This window comes from Thermoanaerobacter thermocopriae JCM 7501, from assembly GCF_001310975.1.
Classification (GTDB): Bacteria; Bacillota; Thermoanaerobacteria; order Thermoanaerobacterales; family Thermoanaerobacteraceae; genus Thermoanaerobacter; species Thermoanaerobacter thermocopriae.
This window is the reverse complement of record NZ_BAZY01000004.1, coordinates 89,793-106,289: the sequence shown is the minus strand read 5'-3', so window position 1 is coordinate 106,289 and position 16,497 is coordinate 89,793. Positions and strand designations below refer to the sequence as shown.

The window sequence follows — 16,497 nt, the reverse complement described above, 5'->3', positions numbered from 1 at the left end:
ATTGGAGGACATAAAAAAATTCATCTCCTTATTTTAGAGGAAAATATTTTATCTCTTTCTCTTTTTTTATAAACATAGCATATTTGATAGGTTCTTGTATTTTTAAAGTAATATCATCAATGACGATTTTAGTTCCTGGAAATATTGTATCAACAACTTTTATAATTCCAATGCTATAACTTTTTATTTCTTCATTTAAAGAATTTAATTCATCCTTTAGTTGTTGATTTAGAGAAATTAAATTTTGAAAAGATTTTTTAGCTTTGTGATAGACATCTTGTTTATCAGGAGACAATTTTTCGATTTTTTCTAAATATTTTATGATTTTTTCTATTTTTTCTAATTGAATATTATTTTGCTCTATTTGAGAAGTTAATTCTGCTATTTTTTGCCTTTTTTTGAGGCAGTACGCCTACTTGTAACTCCGTATACGTTCCCATTTTTGAACCAATATTCGCTGCTACAATTTCTCTTGCAGCTACAATTTTACTACCAATAATTTGACTTTTATTACCTAAAAGTTTTACACTTCCCCCTGCTTTTACCTCACAATAAATTATCGCTTCACTGTATACATCTCCCCCGGCCTCTACACTACAGTTTTGTAAATACTTTGCTGTAATATTTCCTTCTGCGATAATTTTTGCCTTTCCAGCCCCTTGTACCCCTTTGTGAATATTGATATTTCCTTTTGCTATTATAGTAGCGGCTTCTACCACTCCAAAAATTTCTACATTCCCTTCACTTTCAACAATAAAACCTGATTTGACATTCCCAGTAATTTTTTACACTTGCTACCGTTTTTATATTTCCTACAGAAGTATCAACTTCTTTTACTTCCAAAAGAGGATGTACCTCTATTTTGTTGTTTAAAACAACAAGATGGCCATCTATCGCTGCTACAAGCTTATCCTCATCAATATAAGTATTTTTCCCAAGAGGAAGTTTTACATCTTTCCCGTCTAAAGCATCAACTCTTTGTCCAAAAACATTAATTCCTGGTTGCCCTGCGGTAGGATTTATTTTTCGAGCTATTATTTGTCCCTTTTTGATGTTTTTAAATAAGTCTAAATTTTTATAGTCTACACTTCCGTCTTCCAATATTTTTGGTGTCGCTTTTTTTTCTATGTCTATTTCAAAAATTACCTTTCCATCTTCACCATTTATAGGTTTTTTCCCTTCTGCAATTAATACACCTTTTGCATTTTCCAAATTTCTACAAATGCCTTCTATAACGTCGGATTTTATTCCGTACACTATATTATGTTTTTCTAATTCTTGTAACAAGACTTCTTTATTGATACTTATGCCATCGGGGTCTTCAATTAAAGTCAAATAAGCCTGCTGTTTATCTTTTGAAACCTCAATATGTACTCTGTACCTTTTATCATCCATTTTAAAGCCCCCATTTTAAAAGTATTCGCCTAACATCTCCCTTATCCTTTTGATAGCCTTTGTGTGAATTTGTGATATTCTAGATTCTGTTAAATTTAAAATTTTGCTTATATCTTTGTAGTTTAAATCTTCATAATAATACAAAGTTATTACTAGTCTCTCTTTATCTGGTAAATTTTTAATGGCATTTGCTAGCTTTCTTTTTAATTCTTTGTACAATACTTCTTCTTCTGGATTTTTTAATTCAACATCTGAAATAGCATGCAATTTAAAGTTATTTTCAATAGCTTCCTCTAAAGAGTTAATGTTAGAAACATTGATATAGCTTAAAGTTTTTAAAACATCTGTTTCATTTAAGCCACAAGCTTCTGTTATTTCCTCAACTGTAGGTTCTCTATTATATTTTTGTTGCAGTGTTTCTACGGTTTCTTCTATTTTTTTGTATTTTTTTTTTAAGGCTTCGAGGCATCCAATCTTTTTTTCGCAAATAGTCTATTATTTCTCCTCTTATCCTTAAAGTAGCGTAAGTTTCAAATTTTACGCCTTTACTAGGCTGATATTTTTCAATTGCATCGATAAGGCCAAGTACTCCTTGATTTATTAAGTCTTCATACTCAGATTGAGTAACATCAGAAATAATGAGTTTTTTGACAATATGTTTGACAAGTGGCATATACTTGATTATTATTTCATTTCGTAAATTTGGATCTTTACTAGAATTATAAGTTTTCCATATATCCTCCTCCACTAATGCCATACAAAATTCCCCCAATTAAATATATTTTATCCCATAACCAATGGTTTTTACTAATAACCTTCCATCCTCAGAATAAAACTCAATAGTCCTTCCGTAATTCCCACCTATATCTTCCGCAACAATTGGTATACCAAGTTCTCCTAATACTTCTCTAGTAGCAGTGGCGTTTCTTTCTCCTATGTTCATAATGTCAGAATTTATCTTAGAAGAAAACATTTGTGCTCCTCCAGCAATTTTACTAATCAACCTTTTAGGATTAGCACCTATTTTTACCATTTCTTCAATCAAAATTCGGATACCGGTGTCGGCAAACTTAAGTTTATTAGAATTATCAGAAATTTTGTTACTGTAAGGTAACATTATATGTACCAATCCTGCTATTTTAGTTAAAGGGTCATAAAGAACAATTCCAACGCAAGACCCTAGCCCAACAGTTGTAAGAATTCCTGGGCTTTGTGTGACCTTTGCATCTGCCATTCCAACCCTGTAAATTTTATTTTCCATTCACTTCAACTCCAAGTGCTTTTAGTATTAAATCGAAAGAATTAATATCTGGTATTAAGAAAAAATCTCCTTTTATCAGTTTTTCTCCCTCTATAAATTGAGTTTCAATAAACAAAATCTTATCAGAAATTTCTCCATATTTAATAGCCGGAACACTCAAAATTGCTCCTGCCATATCTATACTTATTGCAGGAGGTGAAATTTTCATATTTAAAGAAGTAAGAGTAGATAATGAGCTTACATAACTACCTGCCATAATATTTCCTATCTCTTCTAATGCGGATTTTTCTAACTCACCAAAATCTTCCTTTACTTCTAATCCCATAAGTTTCCAAATAAGAGAAGAGGCACTTTTTATATCAAGAGCAAAAAGAATATTACCTTTTACATCACCCTCTAGGTCGAAATAGATACCCACAATTATGGTATCAGCAGAACCAAATATATCCGATACATCTTTAAAATCTAGAATTTTCACCTTTGGCACTTGCATGTCCACTTTTTTGCCAATTATTGTTGAAAGAGCAGTTATGGCATTTCCCGCCCTATATTTCCTAATTCTTTCAAAATGTCTAAGTACATTTCATTTAAACGGTTAATATCCATTTTTCACACCCTGACATCTAATAATTTTTTTAAATCCAAAATGAGAAATACCTTATCTTTTATTTTCCCTACTTTGCTGACATATTTAGAAAATTCCTCAGAAGTTTCATTAAAAACCAAATTGTCAATATTTTCTTCTGAAATATCCACCACTTCATTAGCATTATCTACCATCATGCCTACTGACATATCGTAAGCTTTCAAAACTACAATTCTTGTATCTTCATCATGCTCTTTTTCTGGGAAGCCCAATTTTGCTCTTAAAGAAATTACAGGAATTATTTCTCCTCTTAAATTTATAACCCCTTTTACATAACTTTCAGTCTGAGGAACTCTAGTTATAGGCATTACTTTTTCTATAGTCTGCACATTTTCAATATTTATTGCATATTCTTCCTCCTCGATTTTAGCGATAACATATAGGCTCAAAATTCTCCCTCCTTGTTAAAACAAATTGTTGGCATCGACAATCAAGGCTACTTGGCCATCTCCCAATATTGTAGCTCCTGCAATAACTTTGACATTAGAAAGATATTTCCCTAATGGTTTTATAACTATCTCTTGCTGGCCAATTAATTCGTCTACAGTACAGCAGGCTAAGTTTTCGCCTTTTTTGATAATTACACACACAAGATTTCCATCATTAGAAATCTTTTTGGTCTCTAATATTTCATTTAATCTTATTATTGGAATTATCTTCCCTCTGAAAAGAACTACTTCCTTCCCTTGAACATTGTGTATTTCTTCCTCTTTTTTATGCACTATTTCTGAAATTGAATTAAGAGGAATTGCAAACTTTTCGTCCCCTACTTTTACTAATAAAGCTTGGATAATTGCTAGAGTAAGAGGAAGTTTAATTATAAATTTTGTTCCCTTATCTATTTCTGATAATACTTCTATTGAACCGTTTAAGGATTCAATTTTATTTTTTACTACATCTAATCCTACCCCTCTACCTGAAATATCTGTAACCTTATCAGCAGTACTAAAACCTGGCTTGAATAAAAGGTCTAAAATTTTATCTTTAGAAAGGTCGTTTACCTGTTCAGCCGTATAAATACCTTTCTCTACTGCTTTTGCTTTGACTTTTTCTATGTCAATTCCTCTTCCATCATCACTAACTTCTATTACGACCTTATTCCCTTCATGATAAGCTCTCAAATTAATGGTGCCTTGTTCCGATTTTCCCTTTTGCAATCTTTCTTGTGGCATTTCAATACCATGATCAATGGAATTTCTTAGAAGGTGAACTAGAGGGTCACCGATTTCATCTATAACAGTTCTATCCACTTCGGTATCTTGGCCATACATATTGAGAATAATTTTTTTGCCTAACTCGTAAGATAAATCTCTTACCATTCTTGGAAATCTATTGAATACCCTTTCCACCGGTACCATTCTCACCTTCATGACAGCATCATGTAAATTAGTAGTTATTCTCTCTAAATATTCAATAGTACTTGCAGTTTCAGAGTTTTTTATTATCTGCCTCCAATCCTTCAAGGCGGGTTTTTATGATTATAAGTTCACTTACTAAATTCATTAAAGTATCCAATCTATCAATGTCTACCCTTACACTTTTTGAGGTTTTATTAAAGCTGTGAGTTTTTTTGATATTCTCAAAACTATGAGATTGTAAAGAGGACACTTCTTTAGAAGATTCCTCCTCTTCCTTACTTAAATCGACATTTATAACTTCTACTTCTATTTTGCTGACTTCAGCAATAGAAAGCAATCTTTTTTCTATATTTTCTTTTTCTTCTTTTGTAAGAATGTGAAGAGTGAAACTATCATCAAATTTTTCATCTTCAATGTCTTCTACAGAGGGGAAGGAATTTATTATATCTGCTATTTCCTCTAGACTATTAAAAATTACAAAAGCACGGGCCGATTTCATAACACATCCTTTGTCAATGTATACTGTTATCTTATAAGCTTTGTAATTGTCTTTTACTGCTTCTTTTATTATATCTTGTTCGTATACGTTCAATATTGTGTCGCTGTTTAAAGCATTATTTTCTTTTTCTAAAACTTCCTTTTTATTTTCAGATTTAGAACTCACACCTGAAAGTAAAAATATAAGTTCATCAATAGCTACATTATCTTCTCCTGTTTGGGATATTAAATCCAGCATTTCGCTTAAAGTATCTACACACTTAAAAAGGATGTCCATGATGGAATGAGAGATATTTGTTTCACCATTTTTTACCTCTTGCAATATATCCTCCATTTTATGCGTTAATTTATTCATGTTTTCAAAGCCCATAGTAGCAGCCATACCTTTTAAAGTATGGGCAGACCTAAAAATCTCATCGATTATTTGCCTATTTTTAGGATCATTTTCTAAAAGCAGTAAATTGCTATTTAAATTTTCTATATGTTCCTGTGATTCTTCAATAAATATATCGATGTATTGATTATTTTCCATAAAATTCCCTCACCTTCTCGATTATTTCTGCTGGAATTTTATCCAAAGAAAGGACTTTATCAACATATCCTGTTTTATAGCATTATAAGGCATTCCTTTTGCCAACGAAGAATCGATATCTTGACATATAATAAAACTTCCCTTCTCTTTTAAATATTTAAGTCCTTTTGAACCATCACTTCCCATACCTGTCAAAATAACAGCTATTATGCAGGCATTTATTTGGGAAGCACTTATGAAAGTAGCATCAATGGAAGGTTTATAAACAGATTCAAAATCAGTAGAAAGTTTAATTTTTATTTTATCATTTTCTTCAATTAATAATAAATTTTTATCACCAGGAGCAATATAAGCTACATTTTTCAAAATTACCTCTCCATCTACTGCTTCTTTTACCTTGAGTTTACAACTTTGGTTTAATCTTTCTGCCATCAATTTAGTAAACTTTTGTGGCATATGTTGTATTACAATTATTGAAGCAAAAAATTCATTGGGTAAATTTGTGAGTATATATTGTAATGCTTTAGGCCCCCCAGTAGAAGCCCCAATTATAACAAGGCAATCATTTTTCATAAATCATTCAATCCCTTTTTGTCTACTTTTTCTCTGCTCTTCAAAGATATAGCTTATAATCTTTTCTCTCACTTTTTCAGAAATGTTCACATAACAAATACCAACTTCATATCCTTTTTCTGGTAATTCATCATACCTGACTACTTTTCCGGTTATCGTTATCTCTTGATCTAATGTAAAAACACAATTTATGATAGTCCCTATTTCCAATTTTTTATCTACCTTACATTTCAATCCTCCACCACTTATATCTTGAATAAAGCCTTTATAAACCTTATCTTCTTCTCCATTAATGGTGTAAGTAAATGGAATCACCTTCTCTAATCTAAAATATTGCCTTCTTTGCAGTCTTTCTACACCGCTTATAGGCATTATTTCTAAAAGAGCAAGTTTTCCATAAAAACTATTTAAAACCTTCGCGTAAAAAGTAAACAAACCTTGTTTTGTAAAATAAATTACTTGAATTATTGAACCTATTCTCATAGGAACTAAATCTCCACTGTATCCTGGCGCATCAATTAATATAGTTCCATTTTCAGAAATATCCTGTACTTGAGATGAGTATATAATCGTTTCTTTATCTAAACCTATTTTCAATTTTTGCCCTGGCTGTAAATTTATCTCATTCATCTAAATCCTCCCCTATTGATAAGTCTAGAAAAAATACCCCACAACCCCTTATTTTCTATAGGAGGAGGTTGATTAGCAATTTGGGCTGCAATTTGCAATATCTTTTTTGAAGTTTTACTATTTTCGTATTTAAGGACAATGGGATTTTGCTCAATTATACATTCCATCATCCTTTCGTCATTTTCTAAATAACCTAAATCAATCAAAGATATACCTAAATAGTTTTTAACTACTGTTTCAAACCTGTCGTAAATTTTTCTGTATTCATCAAAATTCTTCACTTTATTTATCACTACATTAATTTTTTTATCTTCACCTACCAGTGAATACTTAATAAGAGTATAAGCATCCATTATAGACGTTGGTTCGGGAGTTACTATTAGTAAAACTTCATCGGCCGCTTTTAAAAAATCACTAACTACGTTATTAAGCCCTGCACCCGTATCTATTATAATAAAATCGGAATAATAGTCTAAAATTTTAATGTTGTTTAGAAAAAGAGTCAAATCTACTCCTTCCTTAATAAGATTGAAGTCTCCACCTGAAGATATGTATTTTATACCCAAAGGTCCTTCATTTATAACCTCCGTTATTATTTTGTTATTATACAGAACATCTAATAAAGTATACTTAGAAGTAACCCCTAATTCAATCTCGACATTTGAAAATCCCAAATCTGCATCAATAATCGTAACATTATAGCCCAATTTCTTAAGGGCTAAAGAAAGATTTACTGAGATACATGTTTTACCAATTCCTCCCTTGCCACCTGTAATTGTAATAACCCTGCTTCTTTTTATCTTCTTCTTTTGGGAAACCAATTTTCTTAAACTTTCAGCCTGGTCCATCATACGTTAATTCCCCTTTATTATGCTAGAAAGAATAATTTCACTTCTCGCTAAAGTTATATCATCAGGAACTATTTGTCCATTAGTAAAATAAGAAATTGGTCGCCCTGAATAGTAAACAGCATTTAAAATAGAACTGTAATTATCAGTTTCGTCTAATTTTGTAAAAATCAATCTGTAATTTTCTGCAAATTCATATCTCTTTATCACTTCTTTTAAATCCTCCGATTTAGTGGTAGCACTCAAGCACAAATAAGTTTCATCACAATTGGCATATTTAATGAAAGTTTTTAATTCATTTATCCGCTTTTCATCTTTATGGCTTCTTCCAGCCGTGTCTATTAAAACTACATCGTATTTTTCAAATTCTAACTGAAGCTTATGAAGTTCAAAAATATTATTTACTACTTTTACTGGCACCCCTAAAATTTCTCCATAGGTTTTCAGTTGATCTACCGCTGCTATTCTAAAAATGTCTGCTGTAACGAGCATTATATTTTTGCCTTCATTCAATATCAAATTAGACGCAATTTTCGCAATGGTGGTAGTTTTTCCCACTCCGGTAGGTCCAATAAACAAAATTTTTTTGCTTTTTTCAGTATCCAATTTCTGAGGCGGCCCCATAAAAGCTTCTAATCTTTCTTTTAAAATTTTTATTCCCCTTTCATCAAGTTCGTCAATTCCTTCACCTAATAACTCAGAGACTTCCCTTTCTATTCCATAATCTATTAGTTTGGAAACTAAAGTTTTTTCTTTCGTTTGGGTAACCGCTTCATTTTTGTTAGTAGCTATAGTCTTAATCAAATTTTTAAGTTCATTTATATCATTTTTTGTAATACTTTCTTTAGGGATTACCGGTGGGTAATCTTCTACCGCTGCTACTACTTCCACTTTGCTTTTTTTAAAAAGTCCTATAATACCCTTTTGTTTAATTCTGTTTTGATGAAGTATTACAGCATTACTTCCCATTTCAGCTTTTATCATTCGTAAAGCTTCTTGGTAGTCATTAGCTATATATTTTTTAACTTTCATCTAATCTCACCGTCCCCACCGATGTAACTTCAATATTTGGCAAAAGTTCGTTATATGACAAAACAGCAATATCTGGCGAAATTTGTTCTACTAACTTTCGAAGATAAAATCGAGTAACAGGCGCTGTCAGAATCACAGGTTGTCCGCCCTTCAAAGTTATTCTTTTTACCAATTCATGGATGCTTTTTAAAATCTTCTGCGCCAAGGAAGGCTCTAACGCTAAATATGAACCATGCTCTGTCTGAGTTATACTGGAGGATATCAACTGTTCAACACTTGGATCCAACGTTATAACTTCAATTTTACCACCTGCAGCGTATTTATTAGAAATAGTACGAGCCAAAGCCTGTCTTACATATTCTGTTAAAACATCCGTATCTCTTACCGTAGGAGCATAATCAGCTAAAGTTTCCAATATTGTAACTAAATCTCTGATAGATAACCCCTCTCTTAAAAGGTTAGAAAGTACTTTCTCTATTTCACCTATTGTTAAAAGCTTAGGAACCAATTCTTCTATTAAAGCAGGATTTGTGGTTTTTATGTTATCAATTAAACTCTGTACTTCTTGCCTTCCTAAAAGTTCATGAGCATGCTGTTTTATAATATGAGTAAGGTGCGTAGCAATAACAGAAGGAACATCTACTACTGTATATCCCCTTACTTCTGCTTTTGACCTTTCGTTTTCATCTACCCAAATTGCAGGTAATCCAAAAGCTGGTTCTCTTTCTCGAATCCCAGAAATATCTTCATCTATTTCTCCTGCCGTCATAGCCATATACCTATCAACATATACCTTGCCTCTGGCAATTTCATTTCCTCTAATTTTTATAACATATTCGTTAGGCTTTAATTGAATATTATCTCTTAAACGAATCATTGGGACCACAATACCCAAATCCAGAGCAATTTGTCTTCTTATCATAACAATTCTATCTAGCAATTCTCCACTTGCAAGAGGAATCAATTCATAACCAAATTCTAGTTCAATAGGATCAATTTGCAATAATTCATACACTTTTTTAGGATCTCTAATATTTTCTAGCTCTTTTATGTTCTCTTGTTGTTCTTCTTCTTTTATTGCCACTTTTTGAGTTCCCGCAAATCCAAGATATGCAAATAACGAACCCATTAAGATAAGAGGGAATTTAGGTAAAGTAGGCACCAATATCAGTGCAAAGAGTAGCCCAGCAGCCATTTTTAAAATCTGAGGCTGATTGAAAAGTTGTTTTATCAGATCTCCTCCTAAATTCGACTCAGAAGCAGAGCGGCTGACAATTATTCCAGTAGCAGTTGATATTAAAAGCGCTGGTATTTGGCTTACCAAACCATCGCCCACTGTTAAGAGAATATAAGTATTCAAAGCTCTATTTATATCCATTCCCTTCACTGCCATTCCAATAATGAGACCTGCCACAATGTTTATAATGATAATAATTATAGAAGCAATAGCATCTCCTTTGACAAATTTACTAGCGCCATCCATTGCTCCATAAAACTTTGCTTCTTGTTGTATCTCCTCTCTCCTTTCGCGAGCCTCCTTTTCTGTTATGAGACCAGCATTCAAATCTGCATCTATTGCCATCTGCTTTCCTGGCATTGCATCCAAAGTAAACCTTGCTGATACTTCAGATATTCTTTCTGCGCCCCTCGTTATGACAATAAATTGCACAATTGCAATTATCAGAAAAATGATAAATCCGACAATTGGGTTTCCACCTATTACAAAACTTCCAAAAGCCTGTATTACACCACCCGCATAGGCATTACTTAAAATAAGTCTTGTGCTGGAAATGTTAAGAGCCAGTCTTAAAAGAGTAGTTACTAACAATATAGAAGGGAATATAGAAAAATCTAAAGCATCTTTTATATACATAGTAGTTAAAAGTATTAGTATAGACAAAGTTATGTTAAATATCAGTAAGAAATCCATGAGAATGGGTGGTACAGGAATTATTATGAGTAAAACAATTCCTATTACAAAAATAACTACAGTAAGTTCAGAGGCTTTCAAATTATCCCTCCTATTCTTCCTTGAGGCTATAGACATAAGCCAAAACCTCAGCTACAGCTTGATACAGCTCCGGTGGAATCATGTCTCCTATTTCGGTAGACCTGTACAGTGCCTGAGCTAATGGCTTATTCTCTACTATAGGGATATTTAATTTTTTAGCTTCTTCTTTTATTCTGAGGGCAATCATGTCCTGCCCCTTAGCTATCACAACAGGTGCATCATTGACATTGCTGTCGTACATAAGAGCAACAGCAAGATGAGTTGGGTTTGTTATTACGACATCCGCCTTTTTTAGGTCTTGCATCATTCTCCTCATAGAAACTTGTCGCTGTTTTCTTCTTATCTCTGCCTTTATCTGCGGGTTTCCTTCTGTCTCTTTAAACTCTTCTTTTATATCCTCTTTACTCATTTTAAGCTTACCTCATATTCTCTCCACTGGAAGAAATAATCCAATGCCCCAAGAACAATAAGCACAATTCCTATTCTAATAGTAATTCCTAAAAGTATATTTAACGCGTATTTTAATATGTCTTGAACTGACATATCAAGAAGCATTGGTATACCTTTATATTGAGAAGCCAAAAAAGAGTACATTATATAGAAAAGAACTACCACTTTAGCAATAGATTTAGCTAATTCTACCAATGCTCTTTTTGAAAAAATTCTCTTGAAGCCCTCCACAGGGTTTAATCTTTCCAATTTAAAGGCAAGGGGCTCCGTTGTAAATACAAAGCCTACTTGGAGGTAAGTTGATACAAGAGAGACAACAAAAATCAATAAAATTATAGGTATAATTATTGATATTGCTTGTTGCAAGACGTATGTAAGCAAATTTCGTATACCTACTACATTAAAAACATCGTCATTAGCTCCAGAATAGGTATAAAGCAAATATTTTGTTAAAGCCATCATTTTTTCTAAAGAAGGTATTGCAAGTATATTTAGTGCCAAAAAACCTGCTACAATTACTAAAGCAGAAGTTATTTCTCTGCTTTGGAAGACTTGTCCTTTTTTTCTTGCGTCTTGTCGCCTTTTAGGGGTAGCTGGTTCAGTTTTTTCTTCCGCAAACAATTGTAAATTTATTTTGCTCAAAACTATCACCTTGTCATAAACTTCATCAATCTAAAAATATCAGCATTCATTCCGTTAAACATAAAATCTATAATGGCTAAATACATTGGCAACATAATAAGCAAAGTAAAGATTCCAACAAAAATCTTTGCTGGCATTCCTATCATAAAGACATTAAGCTGAGGTATAGTGCGGGAAATTATTCCCAAAACTAAATCTGATAAAAGAGTTGTTAAAATTATAGGAGCACTTATTCTAAAACCTAATATAAACATGTCAGAAACCATTTTTGTCATCACCTGAGACATACCAGACAAATTAAACGCCACTTCTCCAATAGGAATTATATCAACGCTTTTAGCCAACATTGTAAATAATATATAATGACCATTCATAAGCATGAAGATAAGGATTGTCAAAATATATATGAAATTTCCCATTAAAGGAACTTGAGCTTCGCTGTGAATATCTAAAATGTTTACTATCCCAAACCCCAACTGATAATCAATTAGCTGTCCTGCCAAATGTATGGCGCTGAAGGATATCATAGATGCCAGCCCTATCACAAGTCCTACGGTGAACTCAGAGATGACAACGATGAAGTAATCAAAAACATTATTTGTTTGCAAATCAACAGATCCCATCGTATCAAAAACAATTACTGCAGCAAAAAAGCCTAAACCTATTTTAAAAATAGTTGGGACATTTTTGTGCCAAAAAAAGGTGTAAGTATAAAAATGCCAAGCATCCTGACAAAAAGTAATATAAAAACTTGAACACTTTGGAGTAAATACTGAATCATATCCATTTTACATCACTTTATAAAATTATTGATATTCAAAAACAATCTTTGGGTGTAGTTGACTAAAGTAGTAAGCATCCATGGCCCAAATAGAATTAAACTTATAAGTATAGCTACAATTTTAGGAACAAAAGATAAAGTTTGTTCCTGAATTTGTGTGGTAGCTTGAAAAATACTAATCAAAAGTCCTACTACTAATGCTACAGCTAATAAGGGAGTAGCAACTGTCAAGGTAACTGTTAAAGCTTCTCTTCCAATATCTATAACCACTCCTGTATTCAACTTTTTTGCCTCCTATCTAAAGCCTAAAATCAAAGATTTTACAACAAGATTCCAGCCATCCACCAAAATAAAAAGTAACACTTTAAAAGGAAGAGATATCAAAACAGGTGGCAACATAAACATACCCATTGACATTAAAACACTGGCAACTATTATATCAATTATTAAAAAGGGAATGTATATTATAAAACCTATTTCAAAAGCAGTCTTTAGTTCACTTATAATAAAAGCAGGAATGACTACCCTCATAGGTAAATCTTCCACATTACTCACATTAATTTTAGCTAAACTTACGAAAAGATTTAAATCATTTTGCCTTGTTTGCTTTAACATGAAACTTTTCAATGGTTTGATAGCATTTTGATATGCTTCTTCTTGAGTTATCTTCCCTTCTGTATAAGGTTTTATGGCATTATTGTTGATATCTTGCCCAATTGGTGCCATTATGAATAAAGTGAGAAACAAAGCCAAACCAATTAGTACTTGATTAGGAGGCATTTGCTGAAGGCCTAGTGCATTTCTTAAAAAAGATAATACAATCACTATCCGAGTAAAAGAAGTCATCATTATTAAAATAGATGGAGCTAATGTCAATACTGTTAATAACAGAACTATTTGCAGGCTAGTAGCCATATTTGAAGGAGCTGTCACCGATGAAGCTAAATCTCCTAAATTCACTTTTGCTCACCATCTTTTTTAGACAAATATTTGTTTTTTAGCTGTTTTAATTTTTCTATTGAAGTATTCAAATTTGTCACAAAATTTTTATCATTGGTTACAAATTTTAAGTCTTCTTTGTTTATCTCTGTAAGATAAGTTATATTGGTGTTGCTCACGCCTATAAGGAAAAATTTATTTCCTACCTTCAGTATGTATAAGCCTTTATCTCTACCCAACATTACGTAATCTATAACCTGTAAATTAGTAGAACGAGTATATCTTAAAGTACTTTGTCCTATAAATCGAGTTATGTAGTAAGCCAATCCAATTACTAAAAGAAAGGCAATTAAATACCATATAAGTTGAAAGACATATTCTGTGCCATTAGACACTTTAAGCGCCTCACTTCAACAATTTTTTAATCGCTTCTACCACCCTATCAGGTTGGAAAGGCTTTACGATGAAGTCTTTTGCTCCTGCTTGAATTGCCTCGATAACCATAGCCTGCTGTCCCATAGCAGAGCACATTATTATTTTTGCATTGGGATCCTTTGCACGGATTGCTTTTACCGCTTGTATTCCATCCATTTCGGGCATAGTAATATCCATAATAACCAAATCTGGATTTTCTTGAAAATATTTTTCTACTGCTATAGCACCATTTTCGGCTTCTACTACACTCCCCAAATTGTTTTTTGAAATAATATCTTTAATCATCATCCTCATAAAAGCAGCATCATCAACTATCATTATTTTGCTCACAAATGATTCCTCCTCATCTTTATTCTATATTGCTAATTCTTTTGCTTTGGTGTACAATATCTATAATTCTAACCCCAAAATTCTCATCAATTACTACTACTTCCCCTTTAGCTATGTATTTTCCATTTGCTAAAATATCTACTGGCTCACCTGCCAATTTATCTAATTCAATAATAGAACCTTCACTTAATTCTAAAATATCTTTTATAAGTTTTTTAGTCCTGCCTAATTCGACAGTAATCGTAAGAGGTACATCTAAGATCAACTCTAAATTTTCTTTCTCTTCCTTGCCTTCAATTGAAGGTTCTTCATCAAAACTTTGAAAAACTACAGGACTTGCGTTAACTTTTTGTTTCTTTTTGGTAGTTTTCTCCTCTTTTAAGATATTATTATCTGTCTCGACACTTTTTTCATCACTTTCTATTATAGCACTGGCATTCTCTTCTTGGGAAGTCGCCTGTGGTGATTTTTCTTCATTTTTCGACAAAACACTGTGCGCTAGTTCTTTAGCAAAGCCAAAAGGTAAAAGCTGCATAATTTCACTATCAATTATTTCTCCTACCTCCATTTTAAAGGCAACTTTTACTACATCGCCTTCCGGAAATGAAATATCTGTTGGTAAAAAGACAGTAAAATCAACAATAAAAGCTTTAGGCGGTGAAATATTTATAGTCATATTGAGAAGGGTAGAAAGGGAAGTAGCAGCAGAACCTATCATTTGGTTCATGGCTTCTGATATTGCACTTAGATGTAGATCAGTAATATCTCCTTCTTCTACTTCTCCTTCTCCCCCATCATCAAATCTGTCATTTTAAGTACATCTTCTTTTTTTAAAATAAGAAGATTACGACCTTTTAGTCCTTCCGTATACTCTACTTCAACCCCAATGTAAGGAATATTAAATTCTTTTTTTAACTCTTCCCAAGATAGAACCGAAACTTTTGGAGTAGTAATAGTAACTTTATTTCTCAATAACGTATATAAAGTAGTAGCTGAAGTTCCAAAACTTATATTTCCAATTTCTCCTAGTATATCTTTTTCCTCTTCTGTTAACTCACTTCCACTATGAAACTGATTTTCTTTAGATTCTTCAGTTAAGCCTTTTAATAATGCATTTATTTCTTCCTGCGATAAAAAGTCATTCACTTTCTTCATCTCCTTTGTAAATAACTTCTGTTATTTTTACACTGTATTTGTTACTTCTAATTCCAGGTATACCTCTAAATTTGACATTTTTATCAATGATTATATCTACAGGATCTTTAAAGTTTTTATCTAACAGGATTATATCTCCTATTTCAAAATTTAAAAATTCTTTCACCGTAATAGTTGTAGAACCAAGTTGAGCAGTAAGAGGTATATAAGTTTTGCTTATTTTACTTTTTATAAGCTCAGGACTTACTCTCCCTTCTTTTTTCAGACTTGAAACCAAAATTTTGTCGTTAACTTGGGTACAATAGGTTCTAAAGTCAAATGAGGCATGCAAAAATTCATCATTCCTTCTGTCTCATTAATCTTTAGTGATAAAGTGCACAAAGCTACTGTTTCATTAGGAGATATTATTTGAGCAAACTGCGAGTTAGTTTCCACTCTCACTAAAGAAGGATTAATATCTACTATATTGCCCCACGGTTCTTTAAAAAGTGGAAGCATTTGCTTTACAATCTTAGTCAAAAGGCTGATCTCAATCTCAGTATAATCTCTATCTACAAGCTCACCTTTTCCTATTCCTCCTAAAATTCTATCAAGTATTGCATAAGTAGTATTATTATTAAATTCTAAGAGAAAAGGACCTTCTAAAGGAGCTGCATCAATAATGGCAATAAAAACTGGATTATTTAATGAATTACTAAACTCATAATAAGTCAGCTGGTCAACAGAGATCACTGTAACATTTACTACTGTTCTCAAATATCCTGACAAAAAGGATGTCAAAGACCTTGTCAAATTCTCAAAAATCATTTGAAGAGTTCGAAGTTGTTCCTTAGAAAACTTATTAGGCCTTCTAAAATCATAATTTCTTATCTTTTTGCTTTTAGCTTTTTCTTCTTTCTCGATTTTTTGGATATCTGCCTCACCAGAACTAAATGCTTTTAATAATTCGTCTATTTCGCTTTGCGATAATATTTCAGCCAA

10 protein-coding genes and 9 pseudogenes are annotated in these 16,497 nt (G+C 32.3%); all 19 read right to left on the bottom strand.

Going from position 1 to position 16,497, the window contains the following annotated elements; genetic code table 11:
• Positions 1-28 precede the first annotated feature (28 nt).
• The 19 genes and pseudogenes from JCM7501_RS15740 to fliM all read right to left on the bottom strand — a co-directional run bounded on the left by JCM7501_RS15740 (position 29) and on the right by fliM (position 16,497).
• Positions 29-1,395, bottom strand: a pseudogene (locus tag JCM7501_RS15740) (DUF342 domain-containing protein).
• A gap of 15 nt (positions 1,396-1,410) precedes the next feature.
• Positions 1,411-2,152, bottom strand: a pseudogene (locus JCM7501_RS15735) (FliA/WhiG family RNA polymerase sigma factor).
• 15 nt (positions 2,153-2,167) lie between these two features.
• Entirely contained in the window at positions 2,168-2,656 is a 489-nt protein-coding gene (locus tag JCM7501_RS02920; protein WP_012995264.1) for a chemotaxis protein CheD, read from the bottom strand.
• Positions 2,646-3,262 (bottom strand): annotated as a pseudogene (locus tag JCM7501_RS02915) (chemotaxis protein CheC). The gene JCM7501_RS02920 and the pseudogene JCM7501_RS02915 overlap by 11 nt, the downstream one beginning before the upstream one ends.
• A 3-nt stretch (positions 3,263-3,265) precedes the next feature.
• Positions 3,266-3,691: a chemotaxis protein CheW gene (locus JCM7501_RS02910; protein WP_012995266.1), complete on the bottom strand. Its 426-nt coding sequence runs from the start codon at positions 3,689-3,691 to the stop codon at positions 3,266-3,268.
• Positions 3,692-3,706: 15 nt separating this feature from the next.
• A pseudogene (locus JCM7501_RS02905) lies at positions 3,707-5,690 on the bottom strand (chemotaxis protein CheA).
• Positions 5,680-6,263: pseudogene (locus JCM7501_RS02900) on the bottom strand (CheB methylesterase domain-containing protein). Before JCM7501_RS02900 ends, JCM7501_RS02905 begins: the two co-directional pseudogenes overlap by 11 nt.
• 3 nt (positions 6,264-6,266) lie before the next feature.
• Positions 6,267-6,893: a flagellar brake protein gene (locus JCM7501_RS02895; RefSeq protein WP_028991706.1), complete on the bottom strand. Its 627-nt coding sequence runs from the start codon at positions 6,891-6,893 to the stop codon at positions 6,267-6,269.
• Positions 6,890-7,744 (bottom strand): MinD/ParA family ATP-binding protein, encoded by an 855-nt coding sequence (locus tag JCM7501_RS02890; protein WP_028991705.1) that lies wholly within the window; start codon positions 7,742-7,744, stop codon positions 6,890-6,892. Before JCM7501_RS02890 ends, JCM7501_RS02895 begins: the two co-directional genes overlap by 4 nt.
• A gap of 3 nt (positions 7,745-7,747) precedes the next feature.
• Positions 7,748-8,773 (bottom strand): flagellar biosynthesis protein FlhF, encoded by a 1,026-nt coding sequence (locus JCM7501_RS02885; RefSeq protein WP_012995271.1) that lies wholly within the window; start codon positions 8,771-8,773, stop codon positions 7,748-7,750.
• On the bottom strand, positions 8,763-10,784 hold the full coding sequence (gene flhA / locus JCM7501_RS02880; protein ID WP_012995272.1) for a flagellar biosynthesis protein FlhA: 2,022 nt from the start codon (positions 10,782-10,784) through the stop codon (positions 8,763-8,765). Before flhA ends, JCM7501_RS02885 begins: the two co-directional genes overlap by 11 nt.
• A 10-nt stretch (positions 10,785-10,794) precedes the next feature.
• Positions 10,795-11,885 (bottom strand): annotated as a pseudogene (flhB, locus tag JCM7501_RS02875) (flagellar biosynthesis protein FlhB).
• Positions 11,882-12,663: pseudogene (fliR, locus tag JCM7501_RS02870) on the bottom strand (flagellar biosynthetic protein FliR). Before fliR ends, flhB begins: the two co-directional pseudogenes overlap by 4 nt.
• Before the next feature lie 6 nt (positions 12,664-12,669).
• Positions 12,670-12,939 carry a flagellar biosynthesis protein FliQ gene (gene fliQ, locus JCM7501_RS02865; protein ID WP_012995275.1) on the bottom strand — a complete coding sequence of 90 codons (270 nt, stop codon included), beginning with the start codon at positions 12,937-12,939 and terminating at the stop codon, positions 12,670-12,672.
• A gap of 12 nt (positions 12,940-12,951) precedes the next feature.
• Positions 12,952-13,617: a flagellar type III secretion system pore protein FliP gene (gene fliP / locus JCM7501_RS02860; RefSeq protein WP_012995276.1), complete on the bottom strand. Its 666-nt coding sequence runs from the start codon at positions 13,615-13,617 to the stop codon at positions 12,952-12,954.
• Positions 13,614-13,991 (bottom strand): flagellar biosynthetic protein FliO, encoded by a 378-nt coding sequence (gene fliO / locus JCM7501_RS02855; RefSeq protein ID WP_028991703.1) that lies wholly within the window; start codon positions 13,989-13,991, stop codon positions 13,614-13,616. The genes fliP and fliO overlap by 4 nt, the downstream gene beginning before the upstream one ends.
• A 10-nt stretch (positions 13,992-14,001) precedes the next feature.
• The gene (locus JCM7501_RS02850; protein WP_012995278.1) at positions 14,002-14,361 is read right to left on the bottom strand and encodes a response regulator; all 360 of its coding nucleotides are present in this window, start codon (positions 14,359-14,361) and stop codon (positions 14,002-14,004) included.
• A 19-nt stretch (positions 14,362-14,380) separates the two neighbouring features.
• Positions 14,381-15,507, bottom strand: a pseudogene (fliY, locus tag JCM7501_RS02845) (flagellar motor switch phosphatase FliY).
• Positions 15,500-16,497, bottom strand: a pseudogene (gene fliM / locus JCM7501_RS02840) (flagellar motor switch protein FliM). The pseudogenes fliY and fliM overlap by 8 nt, the downstream one beginning before the upstream one ends.

What these genes read in the sequence shown, in the direction of transcription:
- JCM7501_RS02920 (WP_012995264.1), bottom strand. Translation starts at nt 2,656, where the DNA reads ATGGAAAATAAAATTTACAGGGTTGGAATGGCAGATGCAAAGGTCACA.
- JCM7501_RS02895 (WP_028991706.1), bottom strand. Translation starts at nt 6,893, where the DNA reads ATGAATGAGATAAATTTACAGCCAGGGCAAAAATTGAAAATAGGTTTA.
- JCM7501_RS02890 (WP_028991705.1), bottom strand. Translation starts at nt 7,744, where the DNA reads ATGATGGACCAGGCTGAAAGTTTAAGAAAATTGGTTTCCCAAAAGAAG.
- JCM7501_RS02885 (WP_012995271.1), bottom strand. Translation starts at nt 8,773, where the DNA reads ATGAAAGTTAAAAAATATATAGCTAATGACTACCAAGAAGCTTTACGA.